This is a genomic window from Bacillus sp. DC4300-2b2 (assembly GCF_049895685.1).
Lineage (GTDB): Bacteria > Bacillota > Bacilli > Bacillales > Bacillaceae > Bacillus > Bacillus safensis.
The window spans coordinates 732,978-749,149 of the sequence record NZ_JAFCSW010000002.1 but is presented as its reverse complement, the minus strand read 5'-3'; the positions used below and the strand labels follow the sequence as shown (position 1 = coordinate 749,149).

Below are 16,172 nucleotides of genomic sequence, written 5' to 3'. Positions count from 1 at the left end.
CCTTCTGATAAGAAGAAGACTTTTTGGCTGTATCGTAATTCTTCTCCTTATCTTCCAAGCAGTTGCTTGCTGGATTTAGCACCTTGGTCATAGAAAATAGATTTCTACTACACCGGTTGCTGAGGCTTCACAGGGCCAGTCCCTCTGCCTCTCTTGATAAGAAAGCAATATGAACATGTCAATGAATTGAACTTCCATCAACTGTAACGAAAAATACAGAAATAATCAATGGAAAATTTGAAATTTATCGAAAATTTATAAATTGGACATCAATCGGCAAATCAGCCTTACGCATAAGAGAAATAACCTCTTGTAAATCATCTTTATTTTTCCCTGTCACACGCACTTGGTCATCCTGGAATTGTGATTTCACTTTGATGCCGGACTGCTTGATGAGTGCGTTGATCTTTTTGGCGTTGTCTTGATCAATCCCGCTGATCAGCTTCGCACGCTGGCGTACTGTACCCCCTAGGGCATGCTCGGTTTTTCCGTAATCGATGTTTTTAGTTGGAACATTTCGTTTGATCAGCTTTGTCACAAGCACATCTTTTAGCTGCTCAAGTTTGAAGTCATCATCAGAAATGAGAACGAGCTCCTCTTTTTCGAGAGAAATGTCACTTTTACTTCCTTTAAAATCATAACGGTTTTTAATTTCTTTTAGCGCCGCTTGCACAGCGTTTTGCACCTCAGGCAGTTCAACCTTCGATACAATGTCAAATGAGCTTTCTTTTGCCATCACACATGACCTCCAAATTTAGATATTGCGTCTATTTTATCATGCAAATAGGAGAAGAAGAAAACTTTATCAAAGAGTACAGCCACCTGCCGTATAAATCGTGTCTAGTTTGTCCACTTTAGCTAACAGAACTAGAGATGTTCATGCGGGGAGAAGTATAGTAGAATAAAGTGAATCAAAAGATGAACGAACGCTCTTTTATGGGCAGATAGGAAGGAAGAGAACATGAGACCAGGTGAGCAACTGACCTTGCAAATAGAGAACGAAATGGAATACGGCTACTTTTTGACAGATGGTGAAGATTCGGTCCTCTTACATCGCAGTGAAATGACAGAGGATCTTGATGACCGAGATGAAGTAGAGGTCTATTTATATGTAGATCATGAAGAAAGACTCGCTGCCACAATGAAAATCCCTACAATTAACGCACATACATATGGTTGGGTAGAAGTTGTAGACGTGGTAGAAGACATGGGCGCATTTGTCGATGTTGGACTGTCAAAGGATGCGCTTGTGGCAACAGAACACCTCCCGCCATTTGAGGAAGCATGGCCGAAAAAAGGAGACAAACTCTACTGTATGCTGAAAGTCACAAGTTACGGCAGAATGTTCGCAAAACCAGCCACAGAAGACGTGATCAGTGAATTGTTTACTGAGGCACCAGAAACCTTAATGAACAAAGAAATTACTGGAACAATCTATCGTTTAATTGCCACAGGTTCTTTTATGCTGACAGATACAGGCGTGCGTGGGTTTATCCATCGCACGGAACGAAAGGAAGAGCCACGATTAGGATCGACCGTTACAGGACGCGTCATTGCAGTGAAAGAGGATGGAACCGTGAACGTTTCTCTGCTTCCTAGAAAACAGGATGCATTATCTGTCGATGCAGAAGAAATTTTAACGTATATGAGAACAAGAAATGGCGCTATGCCTTATGGAGACAAAAGTGACCCAGAGGATATCCGCGAAAGATTTCAAATGAGCAAAGCAGCCTTTAAACGAGCGCTAGGTCATCTCATGAAAAATGATCTCGTTTATCAAAAAGAAGGCTGGACATACGAGAAAAAGTGAGCATTTGCTCACTTCAGCGTGCAGACAAACCCTCGCATTCGGTGTCAGTCCTGCGTGCCGGTGCTCACGAATGTCAAATTCGCTCCGCTCCGGTACTCGTCCCTCCTAGACTGCAAAGGTTTTCAGGTCACGCTGAAAAGAAGACAAAGTTCTAAAATAAAGTTCATTTTAGCCCTTTGTCAATGATCTAAAAGTGAGCATTTGCTCACTTTTTTATTTTTGTCTTAAATAATGGATTTTTTCTATGAAAAAAGTCATGAAAACCTTCACTATATCATTGAAACAACGCCCCTCAAATCCGATAAAAAAGGAGTAAGGAAGATAAAAGGAGTGTGTTTTTGGATGAAAGTGAAGATTTCATTACTTCTGATGGCAGCCATGCTTATGGTGCTCGCCGCATGCGGTAATCAACAGGAGGGAGCGCCAAAATCAACTGCGAAGCATATTGGCGTTATGCTCACAGATGATGGTCTTGGTGATCAATCATTTAACGATTCATCATTTAAAGGATTAGAAAAAGCACGTGATGAGCTTGGCATTGAATTTGATTATAGAGAAATTGCAGAAACTGATACATATGAAAAAGGGCTGACAGAGCTCGTAAAAGATGGTAATGATCTCATCATCGGTGTAGGTTTCAGTATGCAGGAAGACCTAGAAAAAGTCGCAAAGAAATATCCGAAGAAGCAGTTCCTTCTGATCGATGCCGTATCTGAGCTCAAAAATGTGACCTCTGTGACGTTTAAAGAAGAGCAAGGCAGCTATTTAGCAGGTGCACTTGCTGCAATGACAACGAAAAGCGATGTCATTGGATTTGTTGGCGGTGTTGATGCAGACGTTATTCATCGTTTTGAAAAAGGATTTCAAAAAGGCGCCAAATCAGTCAATCCAAAAATAAAAATCTTATCCACCTATGCCGGTACATTTAGTGATGCGGGCAAGGGTGGTAAAATAGCCAAAGATATGATCAAAAAGAAAGCAGACGTTTTATATGCTGCAGCCGGTTATTCAGGTGTTGGTGTATTAAAAGAAGCGCAATCGCAGGGCAAATATGCCATTGGTGTTGACAGCGATCAGTACTATACTGCTGAAAAAGCGGTCATTTCGTCTATGGTGAAAAAAGTCGATGAAGTTGTCTATCAATTCAGCGAACACGTCGTCAAGAACAATCAAATTAAAAGTGGGCATGTTGTCTATGACTTAAGCAATGATGGAATCGATATGGTAAAAATCCGAATTCTGACTAATGCAGAAACACTGACCAAAAAATTAAATGGTCTGAAGCAGACGCTTCTAAAAGAAGAGGGGGGCGCATCATGAGCTTACGCGTCAAAATTTTACTCAACTCACTTATCTCACTTCTTTTAGCAGTTGGCGTCATCGCCTTTATCATTGTCAGCATGACAAAGATCCAATCATCAAATGAGACAGATGTCCAAACCTTATTAAACGTACAAAAAACGAAGGCAAGCTTTGAAAGTGTCGAGCAAGCGATGACCAATTATTCGATGACACTTTCAGATGAACAGCTGGAGATCGTTCAAAACGATATTTCTACAGCAAAAAAACAGCTGCAAACGTTAAACAAACATGCAGGAAATATGAACAAAGAAGCATTAACAAGGTTAAATTCAAAATATGACACGTGGACCAAAGAAGCAAACAATGCCATTGGTGAAAAAAACGCCTCTGATGCAAGACGTGTGGCAGCAAGAATTGATGGTGTTTTAAACGATGTGCATACGATGAATAAAAGAGCAGAAGAAGCGTATAAACAAAATTTAGAGGTTGCAGCAGACAATGTACAATGGATTATCACAAGTGCACTCGTCTCAGCCCTCACACTAATTGTCATTGCCGTCTTTATGAATATTGGACTAACACGATCCATCGTGACACCCATCAAATCACTTTCCTATAGAGCAAAACAGATTGCAGAAGGCAATCTTGCTGTGGAGCGGATGGATATTCAGCGTAAGGATGAAATCGGCGGCTTGAATGAATCCTTTAATCAAATGACAGATCAGCTGATTAGTCTGATTAAAGAAATCAGCAATGTCTCAAGCCGAGTAGAGACATTCTCGATACACCTGAATGATGAAAATAAAAAGATGATGGAATCTGCCAATCAAGTATCTGTCTCAACAGACGAAATGGCCAATGGGTCACAAGCGATTTCAGAAGATCTCCAGCATGGCGTCAGCTTGATTGAGAAAATGGACCAGCATGGACGTAAAAATTCCGAACGCTCACAAACGGTCATCCGCAGTACAGAGGATGCGATCGAAGCCGTAGAAAGCGGAAAGCACACGTTAACAGAAACAAAATCAGCGATTGAAAAAAATACACATGCCACGAGACAAATCGAAGAATCAGCAGGAGAATTCACGCAATATGCCAGCGGAATCTCGGCCATGGCCAAAACAGTTTCTGACATTGCGGACCAAACAAACTTGCTTTCCTTAAACGCAGCCATTGAAGCGGCAAGAGCAGGCGAAGCTGGAAAAGGTTTTGCCGTTGTAGCAGATGAAATTCGTAAGCTTGCCGATGAATCGTCTAATGCAACAAGACAAATTTTTGACATGGTCAGTCATATTGAAAGAGGCATTCAATCCATTAGTCAAACGGTTCAAGAAGGGGTCAAGCTTTCACTTCAGCAGCAGGATGCGATGGACAAAACTTCACACTCCTTTGAAGATATAGAAACAAAAGCGCAGCATATTAAACAAGAAATGGCGATCTTAAATGACCAAATTATCCAATCAACAGAACTTGGCGGACAAGTGCTGCACTCGATTGAAAATATTAGTGCAGTAGTAGAAGAAACAGCAGCTGGCAGCGAAGAAATTTCTGCCTCAGCCAATGAACAGCTGCAATCGTTCCATCAAATGAACAAACAAGTTGAAGAATTGATGAGTATGACGGCAAGGTTAAATGAAACCGTCCAGCGATTTAAACTTTCATAAGAAAAGCACCCTTCCCGTGTTGTGTCAGGGAAGGGTGCTTTTTATGATCGTTTGCCTGTAAAAAAGATCGCAAGCGTGCTAGGTCCTGAATGGGACCCAACAGCGGCGCCGATGATATGAATATCAATTTCTTTAGGGTGGAATTCGTCTTCAATCAGTTGTTTCATGTCTTCTGCAAGTGCAGGATCATCACCATGACTAATGCCAACCGTTTGATTAGGCCAATCCGTTCCGCGTTCTTTCATTAGTTCGATAATGCGTTTCAGCAGCTTTTTACGTCCGCGGATTTTTTCTAGTGGGATGAGTTTTCCATCTTCGACATGTAAAATGGGTTTAATGCTTAACAAACCGCCAACAAATGCGGACGCTTTACTGATCCTTCCGCCTCTTGCTAAATACGTTAAATCGTCTACAGTAAAAATATGTTGTAAAGATTCACAAAAATGCTTTACAGACGTTTCAATTTCTTGTATTGTATTTCCGTCAATGGCAAGTGATTGAGCGTGTTTGACAGCAAGCCCATAGCCGAGTGAAGCGCATTTAGAATCAATGATTCGTAAATCAAAATCAGGATATTCTTCCTTCACTTCATTTGCCATCATCATAGCTGTCTGATATGTACCTGAAAGCTCTGATGAAAAAGCGACATAGATGGCAGATGTATGGGTTTGAGCGGCAGAGACAAAGGCTTCCTTGATCCGGTTTGGTGAAGCCTGTGACGTTTTTGGACTGGCTCCTTGTCTCATCGCATCAAATACTTGTTTTGGTTCAATGGTGATCAAATCCTCAAATTCCTGCTCGCCAAGCAACACGCGGAGCGGAATGAGTGTTATGTTATGTTCATCATAATAAGAAAGAGGCAGATCAGCAGCACTGTCTGCTATGATATGAACAGTCATATAAATCCCTTCTTTCTAAAAAATAAGCCATATTTTACATCTTTTTAGCCTAACTATATCATAGAAATCATCTTTTCGTGTTCAAATTCTAAATTTTAGGGAAAACCATAGAGAGAATGGTAAGTGGAGGAATGACAACATGTTCATTGGAGAAGCAAAAAAACTCATTGTCGTCGTTATTGGTGCATTACTGAATGCGATTGGACTGAATTTATTCTTAATCCCAGCTGACGTATATGCGAGCGGTTTTACAGGGGTAGCCCAGTTGCTATCCAGCTTAATCGATCAATATGCGCCATTTTATGTATCAACAGGGATTCTATTATTTATTTTAAACATTCCAGTCGGTATTTTAGGCTGGATGAAAGTTGGCCGTTCCTTTACTTTTTACAGCATCATCAGTGTTGCACTGACGACCATTTTCCTTGGCATTTTACCAGAAACGAGTGTTTCCCAAGATATTTTATTAAATGCTGTGTTTGGCGGTGTCATATCCGCAGTAGGGATTGGGATCACCCTCAAATACGGGGCATCGACAGGCGGTCTCGACATCGTTGCTATGGTTTTAGCAAAATGGAAAGACAAACCAGTTGGCACGTATTTCTTTATTTTAAATGGAATCATCATTTTTACAGCAGGATTATTACAAGGTTGGGAGAAAGCATTATATACCCTTGTCACATTATATGTGACCACAAGGGTCATTGATGCCATCCATACAAGACATGAGAAGCTGACCGCGATGATTGTGACGAAAAAAGCAGATGAAATCAAAGAAGCCATTTACGGAAAAATGGTCAGAGGTATTACGACTGTACCTGCAAAAGGCGCATTCACCAACGAGCAAAAGGAAATGATGGTGATCGTCATTACAAGGTATGAGTTGTATGAACTTGAACAAATTATTAAAGAAGTCGATCCAAAAGCCTTTACAAATATTGTGCAGACAACCAATATTCTTGGATTTTTCAGACGAGATTAAAAGGTGGGTAGCAGATGAAAAAAGGGTTGGTACTTCTTCTCATTCTATTGTTTTTAGCCGCTTGTGGACAACAAAAAAAGGATGAACCAGACAAGGAGGTTTCCGGTCAAATGGGAGAAAAAACGGTTGTACTCACAGTAGACCCCGTCCAGAAAGGTTCTTCAGTTCAATTTAACATGTCACTGAAAAATGAATCAGATCGAGATATTGAATTTACCTTTAACACAAGCCAAAAATTCGAGCTCAGTGTGTATGACGAAAACGGGAACGAACAATATCGCTATTCGAAAGACCGTATGTTCACACAGGCCATCCAAACTTTTGTGCTGAAAAAAGGCGAGGCCTATGATTTTCAAGACACGTGGTCAAACGGTGTAAAGCCCGGAACATACGAAGCGGTTGTAACGTTTAAAGGAAAAGCAGAAGGGCTGAAACAAATCACGGAGAAGAAAACATTCCAAGTCAAATAAGCAAGGGAATTAGAAAAAGCTGTCCATCAAATGTGGACAGCTTTTTTATGTCAGAGATCATCAAGCAAGTCTTGGAAGGTATGCAGCTGGTTTCTTTCTGCATCTGTTGAATTGGCAAATGCAGAGGATACGGCATTTTTCGCTCGTTTGACTGCCTGTTGACGCTCTAACCCAGATGAAAATGAAGAAGTAAGAGCCTCTTCAGTAAATGATTTGGCTTGATCAAAAAGTTCGTTTCTCACAATGAACCTCCAGAAGCATCAGTCTTCATATTTCCTCTGTCTGACGCTTCTTCAAGTGTCGAACGGTAAGGAAAACGTGCGTCATGAAGACTGACTGAATCTTTACCTTGTTGTATAAAGCGTTTCGATTTGCTTCTTTTACCCATTCGGAATCCGCCCCTTTACACAAGCTGACAGGACAACCTGTCTAACGGTAGTATGCCCGCTTCCATCTGCTATGTATGAATGGAAAAATTAAAGCGAGAAGTAATTCGTTAGAAACTTAGCAATCCCGTCTTGTTCATTCGTATCAGTGACTTCATTTGAGACACGTTTCACAGCATCAATTCCGTTGCCCATTGCCACACCACATCCAGCAAATTCAAGCATTTCTAAATCATTGTCTTCATCTCCGAATGCCACAATCCGCTCCTTAGGAACACCGTAATAATCACTGATCTTTTGCAATCCAACAGCTTTGTTCATGCCTGTTTTAATGATTTCAATCACGTGCCACGGGGCAGCCCAGCGTCTGTGATCAATCACTTCTGCATGAACATCTGATAAATAGCTTCGAATAGCTCCGACGTCCTCTTCTTTTGCATGAATTAACACGCTCGTCACATTCTCTCCAAGGTTGTCTCTTAGGTCCCCAACAGTGACTTTGTTTGCATTCATATTAAAGATATCAATGAGTTTTTCATCATGATAATGGAAATACAAATCGTCTAACACTTCAGCTAACACATTGTGCACTTTATACTCTTCACTAATGTCTACAAGCTGTTTGACCACTTGAAGATCAAGTGACGTATGAAATCTGCCCCATTTTTCATCAAGAGGATGATGGACAAACGCTCCGTTAAAATTCACAATTGGTGAATCAAGCTGTAATTGCTGATAATAAGGAGAGCTGGATCGAAATGGCCGGCCTGTTGATATACAGACGTGATGCCCGCTGTCTCTCACTTTTTGAATGACGTCAAGTGTATGCGCAGAAATGGTTTTATCATCTTTTAATAATGTGCCATCCAGGTCAAGTGCGATTAGATAAGGTTTAGTCTCCATAAAATCTCCTTTGATCTGTAAGTGATAGGAGGCAATCCATGTTAGCGCCTCTTTCTATAGTGTATCTTTATCACATCTTTGTTGTCTACATGTTAAAATAAACAAAGACGGGAATGATAAAGGAGGATTCATAGGCTGTGATCACCATTGATGAGCAAATTACGCGCGATATTCCATTTTTACATATCGTAAAAGCTGAAAATAAAGACAAACCGCTGCCGCTTGTATTTTTTATTCACGGATTTACAAGTGCACGAGAGCATAATTTACACTTCGCCTTCCATCTGGCTGAAAAAGGCATGAGAGTCATTTTGCCTGACTGTGCTTATCATGGTGTAAGATCAGAAAACCTCAACTTAGAGGAACTGGCATCAAAGTTCTGGGAAATTGTCCTGAACGAAATTCGTGAAATCGATATACTCAAAACATACTTTCAAGAAAAACAATTGATTGAAGCCGATTTGATAGGCGTTGCAGGTACTTCCATGGGCGGCATCACCACCTTTGGCGCACTTGCCAAGCATGATTGGATCAAAGCCGCTGTCAGCTTGATGGGGAGTCCGAACTATACGACGTTTCTAAAAGCACAGATCATGGACATGCGTCACAAAGGGTTGATGAAAGACATTACAGACGAAGAGGTTCATCTGCAATTAGACGCCCTGCGCCCATATGATTTAACGCTGCAAACGGATCGATTAAAGAAAAGACCGCTGTTATTCTGGCATGCAGAAAATGATCCTGTAGTCCCTTACCGGCACGCAAAATCCCTATACGATGAGTTAGCGTCCACACAATATAAGCAGGATCCGCACCTGATTCGCTTTATCACTGATGGTCAAGCTGGCCATAAGGTCTCAAGACAAGCGATGTTTGAAACGATTGACTGGTTTGTGACTCATCTGAAAAGCACAAACGTTTAGTCATAAGAAAAAGTACGTTATACTAATGGAAAAAGGAGTGGATATCATGGATGAAGCATTGAAAGAAAATATTTTAGGCGCCCTAGAACAGGTGATTGACCCTGAGCTGAATGTCGACATCGTCAACCTTGGACTTGTCTATGATGTCGATCTTGATGAGAATGGAAAAGCGGATATCACCATGACCTTAACATCAATGGGTTGTCCTCTTGCACCAATTATCGTGGATGAAGTCAAAAAAGCATTAAGTGATCTTCCAGAAGTAAAAGAAACAGAAGTTCACATCGTATGGAATCCGCCTTGGACACGAGACAAAATGTCAAGATACGCAAAAATCGCCCTCGGTATTCAATAAGCACAAAATGAAAAATGCCTGGTATGAGATAAACTCATGCCAGGTTTTTTTATGAAAAATTAAGGTGGAGGAAGAGAATGGCTTGATATAATGGATGTAATTTTATAGAACGGAGTACCTATCATGAAACGAAAATGGCTATGGATCGTTCTTTTGATCGTATATGCTGCTGCATTTTTTGCATCAATCACCATACGCGAAAGCCAAGCACACAAAAAACAGGATCTTGAGGCTTTTACTGATGTCAGTCATCTCATGCCTGTCAAAATCAAAAAAGTTGTTCAAGGAAAAGAAATAGACACGTTAAAAGACGTATTGAAAGAAGCAAAAGCAAAACACCTGCCGATTTCTATTGCCGGCAAACAGCATAGCATGGGCGGTCACACGTATTATGAAAACGGCATCGTGCTTGATATGACGGAATTCCGCCAGATTTTAGCGTTTGATCCAAAAAAGAAAACGATTCGGGTTCAAAGCGGCGCTACATGGGATGATATACAAAAATATGTGAATCCATATGGTCTAGCTGTGAAGGTGATGCAATCGCAGAATATCTTTACAATTGGCGGATCTTTAAGTGCAAATGCACATGGACGTGACATTCGTTACGGGTCACTCATTGACACAGTTCGTTCCTTCAGGCTGTTAAAAGCAGATGGTGAGATCGTGACAGTGAAGCCAGGCGATGATTTATTTACTGCGGTCATTGGGGGATACGGTTTGTTCGGCGTCATTTTAGATGTGGAGCTTTCTTTAACAAAAGATGAACTATATAAAATGGAGACAACCTCTCTCGGTTACGATGAGTATACGGATTATTTTCAAAAGCATGTCAAACACAATAAAGAAGTACGCATGCATCTTGCCAGAATCTCAACAGCAAAAACAAACTTTTTGAAAGAGATGTATGTGACGAATTATTCACTCACTTCACAACAAGGGGTTGAATCATATCAAGAACTGAAAGAAGATCAACTCGTCATGCCATTGAAATTTATGCTCGGCCTTTCAAGGAGATTTGATATGGGGAAAGATCTGCTCTGGAATTTGCAAAAGAAGTATTTCCTAAGTCAAAATGATCAGCTGATCACAAGAAACAATGTGATGCGTTCTGATTCTGCCTTTTTAGAATATGAAAATGAATCCGACACAGATGTGTTGCAGGAATATTTCGTCCCAGTTGACCGTTTTCGTGCGTATATCGATGACATGAGATCCTTTTTACAACAAGAAGATTTGAATCTAATGAATATCACAATACGCTATGTACAAAAAAATGAAAAAGCGGATCTCTCATATGCGAAACAAGATATGTTTGCACTTGTGCTTTTAGTGAATTACGGGTTCGAAAAAGAAGAGAAGGCGGAAGCCGAGCGAATCATTCGAAAAATGACAGATATCACGCTACGGCACGATGGAAGCTATTACTTACCGTACATGCCTTATCAAACGAAGGCGCAAATGAAGCGGGCGTACCCTAAAACCGATGTATTCTTCCAAAAGAAAAAACAAGCAGATCCAGATGGCACGTTCATCAACTACTTTTATGAGAGGTACAATACACAATGAATGCAAAAGCAATGAAATGGTTCGTTTACTCACAAAGTCTGCTGTTTTTCGCCAGCAGTTTGATTTTCCCTTTTTACATTCTTTTTATTAAAAATGTTGGGTCAAGCTATTCACAGTTTGGTCTTGCCTACGGCCTGTTTGGTTTAAGCGGAGCATTTATTCATTTACTCTTAGGGAAACTGCCCGAAACCACCGACAGGCGGCTCTTTTTAATCATTCATTCGTTCGGTATGGCGTTTCTTTTGCTGCTTTTTCCGCATATAACAGAAGTGGAGCAAGTGTATATGATTCAGCTGGCACTTGGTGCGCTAGGCGGCTTTCAAAAGCACGGAGAGAAACTGCTCGTCACGGACCTCACAACAGAGAACAAAAGAATGAAAGAAGTCGGTCACTATCATTTTTGGACAGCCCTTTTTTCATCCATCGCTATTATGCTTGGAGGCCTGTTCGCTGATTTCTTTACCGTTTACTTCATTTTTTATGCAAGCTCTATATTATATTTATGCAGTGCGCTCATGGTCATCTATATCAAAAACGAAAGATAAATCCGCATGTCTCATGAAGATATGCGGTTTTTTTGTTGAAAAAAAATGAAAACAAATATTAAATATACAATTGAATTAATTTTTATACATGTTATAATGTTAAATAATTTCACAAAGATCAAGAGGGTGTATTGACGTTGAAAATAGGTATTATAGGTGCTACAGGGTACGGTGGTGCGGAATTGGTTCGTATCTTCAAGCATCACCCGCATGTGGAGGAATGTATATTGTATTCATCAAGTGGTGATGGGCAATCATACAGTCAATCTTATCCACATCTAACAGCGATTACTGACCAAACATTAAAAACCATTGACCCAGCTGCTATTGTGCAAGAGACAGAAGCTGTGTTTTTAGCGACTCCAGCAGGCGTATCAAGTGAACTGACGCCAAAGCTTATGAATCAAGGAGTGCCGATCATTGATTTATCAGGTGATTTGCGCATTCAAGATGGAGACACCTATGAAGCTTGGTATAAACGAAGGGCAGCGGATGAAGCATCTGTTCAACAAGCGGTGTACGGTTTATCCGAACTGAATCGTGACAAAATTCAACAAGCTGAAGTGATTGCCAATCCGGGCTGCTTTCCTACCGCAGTTCTTCTCGGTTTAGCACCGCTCATCAAACAGAATGTCATCGATGAATCTATGATTATAATAGATGCAAAAACAGGGGTGTCCGGTGCCGGACGATCTGCCTCACTTGGAACGCATTTTTCAGAACTAAACGATAACTTTAAAATTTATAAGGTGAATGAGCATCAGCATACGCCAGAAATAGAGCAAATATTAAGAGAATGGAATCAAGAGACGGCGAACGTCACATTTTCAACGCATCTTGTCCCGATGACAAGAGGGATTATGGCGACGATGTATACACAATTAAAAACAGATGTCACAAAAGAAGAATTGATGAAGCGAATGAAAGGCTTTTATGAAGATTCCTATTTTGTCAGAGTGAGAGATCACGGCGTTTATCCACAAACGAAAGAAGTATATGGCAGTAACTTCTGTGACATTGGCTTTCATTTAGATGAGCGAACAGGGAGACTTACAATCGTGTCGGTCATAGACAATCTCATGAAAGGCGCGGCCGGTCAAGCGGTTCAAAACTTCAACATCATCAAAGGCTTACATGAAGAGGCGGGCCTCACAATGACACCTCTTTATCCATAAGAGAACAGGGGAGACAACAAACATGATCGAATTGAATGAAAAAAGCATTGTCAAAATAGACGGTGACGTATCATCACCAAAAGGCTTTGAAGCGAAGGGGATTCACATTGGCTTGCGCTATTCAAAAAAGGACCTTGGCCTCATCGTCAGCGAAGTACCAGCAGCAAGTGCAGCGGTCTACACACAAAGTCACTTTCAAGCTGCGCCTCTCAAAGTCACACAACAAAGCTTAAAAAAGACAGGACAATTAAAAGGAGTCATTGTCAATAGTGCCATCGCCAATGCATGTACCGGTGAGCAGGGATTAAAAGACGCATACGACATGCAGGCAGCCTGTGCAGATATGTTAGGTGTAGCACCTGATTACATTGCTGTTTCTTCTACTGGTGTCATTGGGGAATGTCTGGAGATGGATAAAATCAAAAAGGGCATCGCCGAGTTAAAAGAAGCAAAAGCCGAAAAAGGCCATTTTGAAGAAGCGATCTTAACGACAGATACTGTCATTAAAAATACAACATACACCCTTACGATAGACGGAAAAGAGATCATCATTTCAGGCGCAGCAAAAGGCTCTGGCATGATTCACCCGAACATGGCGACAATGCTTGGCTTTGTCACAACAGACGCAAATGTTGAACAGGAAGCGTTACAGCAAGCGCTTCGTGACATTACGAATGTGACCTTTAATCAAATTACCGTCGATGGAGAAACGTCGACAAACGATATGGTGCTCGTGATGGCAAATGGCATGGCAGAAAACGATGTACTCAATGAAGAGCATCCAGAATGGCCATTGTTTAAAGAAGGATTAAAACTAGCTTGTGAGGATTTAGCCAAAGAGATTGCGAGAGATGGAGAAGGCGCAACCAAATTAATTGAAGCGAAAGTCGCTGGTGCTAAAAATAACTTGGAAGCCGGCATCATTGCGAAAAAAATAGTTGGTTCAAGTCTTGTCAAAACCGCCGTATATGGTACGGATGCTAACTGGGGCCGAATCGTTGGAGCCATTGGTCATAGCGCAGCTTCCGTCACTCCGGAAGAGGTAGAAGTTTATTTAGGCGGACAATGTTTATTCAAACACAATGAACCGCAGCCATTCTCAGAAGAGGAAGCAAAAGCATATCTAGAGCAGGATGATATTACAATTTTCATTCAAATGAGTGAGGGGAATGGTGAAGCAGCAGCTTGGGGCTGTGATCTCACCTATGATTATGTGAAAATTAACGCGAGCTATCGCACATAAAGAAGGAGATAGACATGGATAAAACGATCGTGTTCAAGTGTGGAGGCAGTGTCATTCGAGAACTTTCAGATACATTTTATGAAAATGTCCGCTCACTTCAAGCTGCTGGGTTTAAGCTGGCTATCGTGCATGGCGGAGGACCTGAAATCACTGACATGCTGCAAAAATTAGAGGTGAAAACAGAATTTGTTGACGGTCAGCGTAAAACAACGAAGCCTGTGTTAGAGGTAGCCGAAATGGTTCTCTCGGGAACAGTCAATAAATACTTTGTGTCAGAGCTCGCAAAGCATGATATATCATCTGTCGGCGTATCCGGTAAAGATGGGCAGATGCTTGTCGCCGATTTCCTTGATCAAGACGTTTATGGGTACGTTGGCGAAATCAAAGAAGTTCATCCAGAAATGGCGGAAGCACTCATGGAGAAACAATTCATTCCTGTAATTGCGCCGCTGTCTATGACGGAAGAATGCCAAACCTTAAATGTGAATGCTGATTTAGCAGCATCAGCTGTCGCCGGAGCCATGAAAGCTGATAAGCTCATGTTTGTCACAGATGTTGAAGGCATTTTAAAAAATGGTGAACTATTAGATGTCGTCACCGAACAAGAAGCCCTTTCACTCATTGATGAAGGCATTATTTCCGGGGGAATGATTCCAAAAGTACAATCCGCTTTGAGTGCTTTATCAGGTGATGTAGATGAAGTGATGATCGTAAATGGCAAAGGCAGTATCTTTACAGGAGAAACCTTTAAAGGCACAAGAATCGTAAAACAAAAGGAGGCGGTCCTGTGAGTCATCTTTTTCAAAATTATGGACGGTGGAATGTTGAGATTAAAGAGGCAGCAGGTTCTTGGGCAGTCGATACAAATGGGAAAAAATATTTAGACTTTATCCAAGGCATTGCAGTAACAAATTTAGGCCACAATCATCCAAAGGTCAATCAAGCCATTAAGGAACAGCTTGATCACGTCTGGCATGTGTCGAATCTGTTTGAAAATGGTCTGCAAGAAAAAGCAGCAGAAAAGCTGGCAGCAAACAGTTCAGGCGATCTCGTTTTTTTCTGCAATAGCGGCGCAGAGGCAAATGAAGGTGCCATTAAATTAGCACGTAAAGCGACAGGGAAAACAAATATCATCACATTTTTGCACTCTTTCCATGGGCGCACGTATGCTGGTATGGCTGCCACAGGTCAAGATAAAATCAAAACTGGCTTTGGTCCTATGCTAGAAGGCTTTCACTATGTACCGTTTAATGATCCAGACGCTATGTCAGCCTGTGCGGTCGATGATGTGGCAGCGGTGATGCTGGAGGTTGTGCAAGGTGAAGGTGGAGTGAATCCAGCGACACCAGAATTTCTAGAAGCAGTTCAAGCATTTTGCACAAAGCATGAAGCACTGCTGATTGTAGATGAAATTCAAACGGGCATCGGTCGTACAGGAACAGCATTTGCGTACGAAGAGACGTGTCTTGATCCTGATATTATCTCTGCAGCAAAGGGGTTAGGAAACGGCTTTCCAGTTGGTGCAGTTATAGGGAAAAAAGCTCTAGGAGATGCATTCTCCCCAGGTTCACATGGTACAACATTTGGTGGAAATATGCTTGCCATGGCCGCTGTGAATGCGACACTCGATCTAATTTTTAAAGAAGAGTTTCTTTCAGAAGTGAAAGAAAAGGGTAATTACTTGTTAGAAAAGCTGCAAAATGTCAAACAGCTGAATATCGTAAAAGAAGTGCGGGGAAAAGGATTGATGGCAGGTATTGAATGTGGTCAGCCAGTCGGTGAATATATCACAGCTCTTAGAGAACAAGGGTTGCTGGTGCTTCCAGCTGGTCCAAATGTCATTCGTTTATTACCTCCGCTGAATGTGAAGAAAGCAGAGCTGGATCAAGCGATCGAAGCAATTGTTCAAGTATTAGCCAATAAAACAGTTTCGGTGTAAATTTTTT

The 16,172-nt window shown here is 41.3% G+C and carries 18 protein-coding genes and 1 riboswitch; of the genes, 13 read left to right on the top strand and 5 right to left on the bottom strand.

Annotated elements, in window-relative coordinates; genetic code table 11:
- Positions 1-44 precede the first annotated feature (44 nt).
- A riboswitch (SAM riboswitch) is annotated at positions 45-163 on the bottom strand.
- A gap of 81 nt (positions 164-244) precedes the next feature.
- Positions 245-736: a YajQ family cyclic di-GMP-binding protein gene (locus ACP69X_RS08820; RefSeq protein WP_012009527.1), complete on the bottom strand. Its 492-nt coding sequence runs from the start codon at positions 734-736 to the stop codon at positions 245-247.
- Positions 737-961: 225 nt separating this feature from the next.
- On the opposite strand from ACP69X_RS08820, the gene ACP69X_RS08815 reads away from it, so the two are divergent.
- The 3 genes from ACP69X_RS08815 to ACP69X_RS08805 all read left to right on the top strand — a co-directional run bounded on the left by ACP69X_RS08815 (position 962) and on the right by ACP69X_RS08805 (position 4,776).
- Positions 962-1,810 (top strand): CvfB family protein, encoded by an 849-nt coding sequence (locus tag ACP69X_RS08815; RefSeq protein WP_041089776.1) that lies wholly within the window; start codon positions 962-964, stop codon positions 1,808-1,810.
- 342 nt (positions 1,811-2,152) lie between these two features.
- On the top strand, positions 2,153-3,130 hold the full coding sequence (locus tag ACP69X_RS08810; RefSeq protein WP_426052602.1) for a BMP family lipoprotein: 978 nt from the start codon (positions 2,153-2,155) through the stop codon (positions 3,128-3,130).
- Positions 3,127-4,776, top strand: a complete 1,650-nt coding sequence (locus ACP69X_RS08805; RefSeq protein WP_426052601.1) for a methyl-accepting chemotaxis protein — start codon at positions 3,127-3,129, stop codon at positions 4,774-4,776. Before ACP69X_RS08810 ends, ACP69X_RS08805 begins: the two co-directional genes overlap by 4 nt.
- A gap of 41 nt (positions 4,777-4,817) precedes the next feature.
- Here the strand turns inward: ACP69X_RS08805 and ACP69X_RS08800 are convergent, their stop codons facing one another.
- Complete coding sequence (locus tag ACP69X_RS08800) at positions 4,818-5,675, bottom strand: DegV family protein (RefSeq protein ID WP_426052600.1); 858 nt, start codon at positions 5,673-5,675, stop codon at positions 4,818-4,820.
- A gap of 139 nt (positions 5,676-5,814) precedes the next feature.
- On the opposite strand from ACP69X_RS08800, the gene ACP69X_RS08795 reads away from it, so the two are divergent.
- Complete coding sequence (locus tag ACP69X_RS08795; protein ID WP_426052599.1) at positions 5,815-6,657, top strand: YitT family protein; 843 nt, start codon at positions 5,815-5,817, stop codon at positions 6,655-6,657.
- A gap of 14 nt (positions 6,658-6,671) precedes the next feature.
- On the top strand, positions 6,672-7,127 hold the full coding sequence (locus ACP69X_RS08790) for a BsuPI-related putative proteinase inhibitor (protein WP_039177744.1): 456 nt from the start codon (positions 6,672-6,674) through the stop codon (positions 7,125-7,127).
- Positions 7,128-7,177: 50 nt separating this feature from the next.
- On the opposite strand, the gene ACP69X_RS08785 is transcribed toward ACP69X_RS08790, so the two are convergent.
- The 3 genes from ACP69X_RS08785 to ACP69X_RS08775 form a co-directional block, all read right to left on the bottom strand.
- The gene (locus ACP69X_RS08785; RefSeq protein WP_024425070.1) at positions 7,178-7,369 is read right to left on the bottom strand and encodes a DUF3813 domain-containing protein; all 192 of its coding nucleotides are present in this window, start codon (positions 7,367-7,369) and stop codon (positions 7,178-7,180) included.
- Positions 7,366-7,515, bottom strand: a complete 150-nt coding sequence (locus tag ACP69X_RS08780) for a hypothetical protein (protein ID WP_024425069.1) — start codon at positions 7,513-7,515, stop codon at positions 7,366-7,368. Before ACP69X_RS08780 ends, ACP69X_RS08785 begins: the two co-directional genes overlap by 4 nt.
- Positions 7,516-7,603: 88 nt before the next feature.
- A complete protein-coding gene (locus ACP69X_RS08775) occupies positions 7,604-8,416 on the bottom strand; it encodes a Cof-type HAD-IIB family hydrolase (protein ID WP_024425068.1) in 813 nt (270 codons plus the stop codon).
- 137 nt (positions 8,417-8,553) lie between these two features.
- On the opposite strand from ACP69X_RS08775, the gene ACP69X_RS08770 reads away from it, so the two are divergent.
- The 8 genes from ACP69X_RS08770 (at position 8,554) to ACP69X_RS08735 (ending at position 16,165) form a co-directional block, all read left to right on the top strand.
- Positions 8,554-9,339, top strand: coding sequence for an alpha/beta fold hydrolase (locus ACP69X_RS08770; protein ID WP_426052598.1), 786 nt, complete (start codon positions 8,554-8,556; stop codon positions 9,337-9,339).
- Positions 9,340-9,385: 46 nt separating this feature from the next.
- Positions 9,386-9,694, top strand: a complete 309-nt coding sequence (locus ACP69X_RS08765; protein ID WP_024425066.1) for a metal-sulfur cluster assembly factor — start codon at positions 9,386-9,388, stop codon at positions 9,692-9,694.
- A gap of 123 nt (positions 9,695-9,817) precedes the next feature.
- Positions 9,818-11,263, top strand: a complete 1,446-nt coding sequence (locus ACP69X_RS08760) for an FAD-binding oxidoreductase (protein ID WP_426052597.1) — start codon at positions 9,818-9,820, stop codon at positions 11,261-11,263.
- Positions 11,260-11,808 carry an MFS transporter gene (locus tag ACP69X_RS08755; RefSeq protein WP_039177758.1) on the top strand — a complete coding sequence of 183 codons (549 nt, stop codon included), beginning with the start codon at positions 11,260-11,262 and terminating at the stop codon, positions 11,806-11,808. Before ACP69X_RS08760 ends, ACP69X_RS08755 begins: the two co-directional genes overlap by 4 nt.
- A gap of 137 nt (positions 11,809-11,945) precedes the next feature.
- On the top strand, positions 11,946-12,983 hold the full coding sequence (gene argC / locus ACP69X_RS08750) for an N-acetyl-gamma-glutamyl-phosphate reductase (RefSeq protein ID WP_426052596.1): 1,038 nt from the start codon (positions 11,946-11,948) through the stop codon (positions 12,981-12,983).
- Between the two features lie 22 nt (positions 12,984-13,005).
- Positions 13,006-14,226 carry a bifunctional ornithine acetyltransferase/N-acetylglutamate synthase gene (argJ, locus tag ACP69X_RS08745; RefSeq protein WP_426052595.1) on the top strand — a complete coding sequence of 407 codons (1,221 nt, stop codon included), beginning with the start codon at positions 13,006-13,008 and terminating at the stop codon, positions 14,224-14,226.
- Between the two features lie 14 nt (positions 14,227-14,240).
- On the top strand, positions 14,241-15,017 hold the full coding sequence (gene argB / locus ACP69X_RS08740) for an acetylglutamate kinase (RefSeq protein ID WP_041089795.1): 777 nt from the start codon (positions 14,241-14,243) through the stop codon (positions 15,015-15,017).
- Positions 15,014-16,165, top strand: a complete 1,152-nt coding sequence (locus ACP69X_RS08735) for an acetylornithine transaminase (RefSeq protein ID WP_269103955.1) — start codon at positions 15,014-15,016, stop codon at positions 16,163-16,165. Before argB ends, ACP69X_RS08735 begins: the two co-directional genes overlap by 4 nt.
- Positions 16,166-16,172 lie beyond the last annotated feature (7 nt).

Excerpts from the sequence above, each read along its gene's own strand:
- ACP69X_RS08765 (WP_024425066.1), top strand. The coding sequence starts at position 9,386 with ATGGATGAAGCATTGAAAGAAAATATTTTAGGCGCCCTAGAACAGGTG.
- ACP69X_RS08755 (WP_039177758.1), top strand. The coding sequence starts at position 11,260 with ATGAATGCAAAAGCAATGAAATGGTTCGTTTACTCACAAAGTCTGCTG.
- ACP69X_RS08790 (WP_039177744.1), top strand. The coding sequence starts at position 6,672 with ATGAAAAAAGGGTTGGTACTTCTTCTCATTCTATTGTTTTTAGCCGCT.
- argB (WP_041089795.1), top strand. The coding sequence starts at position 14,241 with ATGGATAAAACGATCGTGTTCAAGTGTGGAGGCAGTGTCATTCGAGAA.
- ACP69X_RS08775 (WP_024425068.1), bottom strand. The coding sequence starts at position 8,416 with ATGGAGACTAAACCTTATCTAATCGCACTTGACCTGGATGGCACATTA.
- argJ (WP_426052595.1), top strand. The coding sequence starts at position 13,006 with ATGATCGAATTGAATGAAAAAAGCATTGTCAAAATAGACGGTGACGTA.
- ACP69X_RS08805 (WP_426052601.1), top strand. The coding sequence starts at position 3,127 with ATGAGCTTACGCGTCAAAATTTTACTCAACTCACTTATCTCACTTCTT.
- ACP69X_RS08810 (WP_426052602.1), top strand. The coding sequence starts at position 2,153 with ATGAAAGTGAAGATTTCATTACTTCTGATGGCAGCCATGCTTATGGTG.
- ACP69X_RS08795 (WP_426052599.1), top strand. The coding sequence starts at position 5,815 with ATGTTCATTGGAGAAGCAAAAAAACTCATTGTCGTCGTTATTGGTGCA.
- ACP69X_RS08820 (WP_012009527.1), bottom strand. The coding sequence starts at position 736 with ATGGCAAAAGAAAGCTCATTTGACATTGTATCGAAGGTTGAACTGCCT.
- ACP69X_RS08800 (WP_426052600.1), bottom strand. The coding sequence starts at position 5,675 with ATGACTGTTCATATCATAGCAGACAGTGCTGCTGATCTGCCTCTTTCT.
- ACP69X_RS08760 (WP_426052597.1), top strand. The coding sequence starts at position 9,818 with ATGAAACGAAAATGGCTATGGATCGTTCTTTTGATCGTATATGCTGCT.
- ACP69X_RS08780 (WP_024425069.1), bottom strand. The coding sequence starts at position 7,515 with ATGGGTAAAAGAAGCAAATCGAAACGCTTTATACAACAAGGTAAAGAT.
- ACP69X_RS08815 (WP_041089776.1), top strand. The coding sequence starts at position 962 with ATGAGACCAGGTGAGCAACTGACCTTGCAAATAGAGAACGAAATGGAA.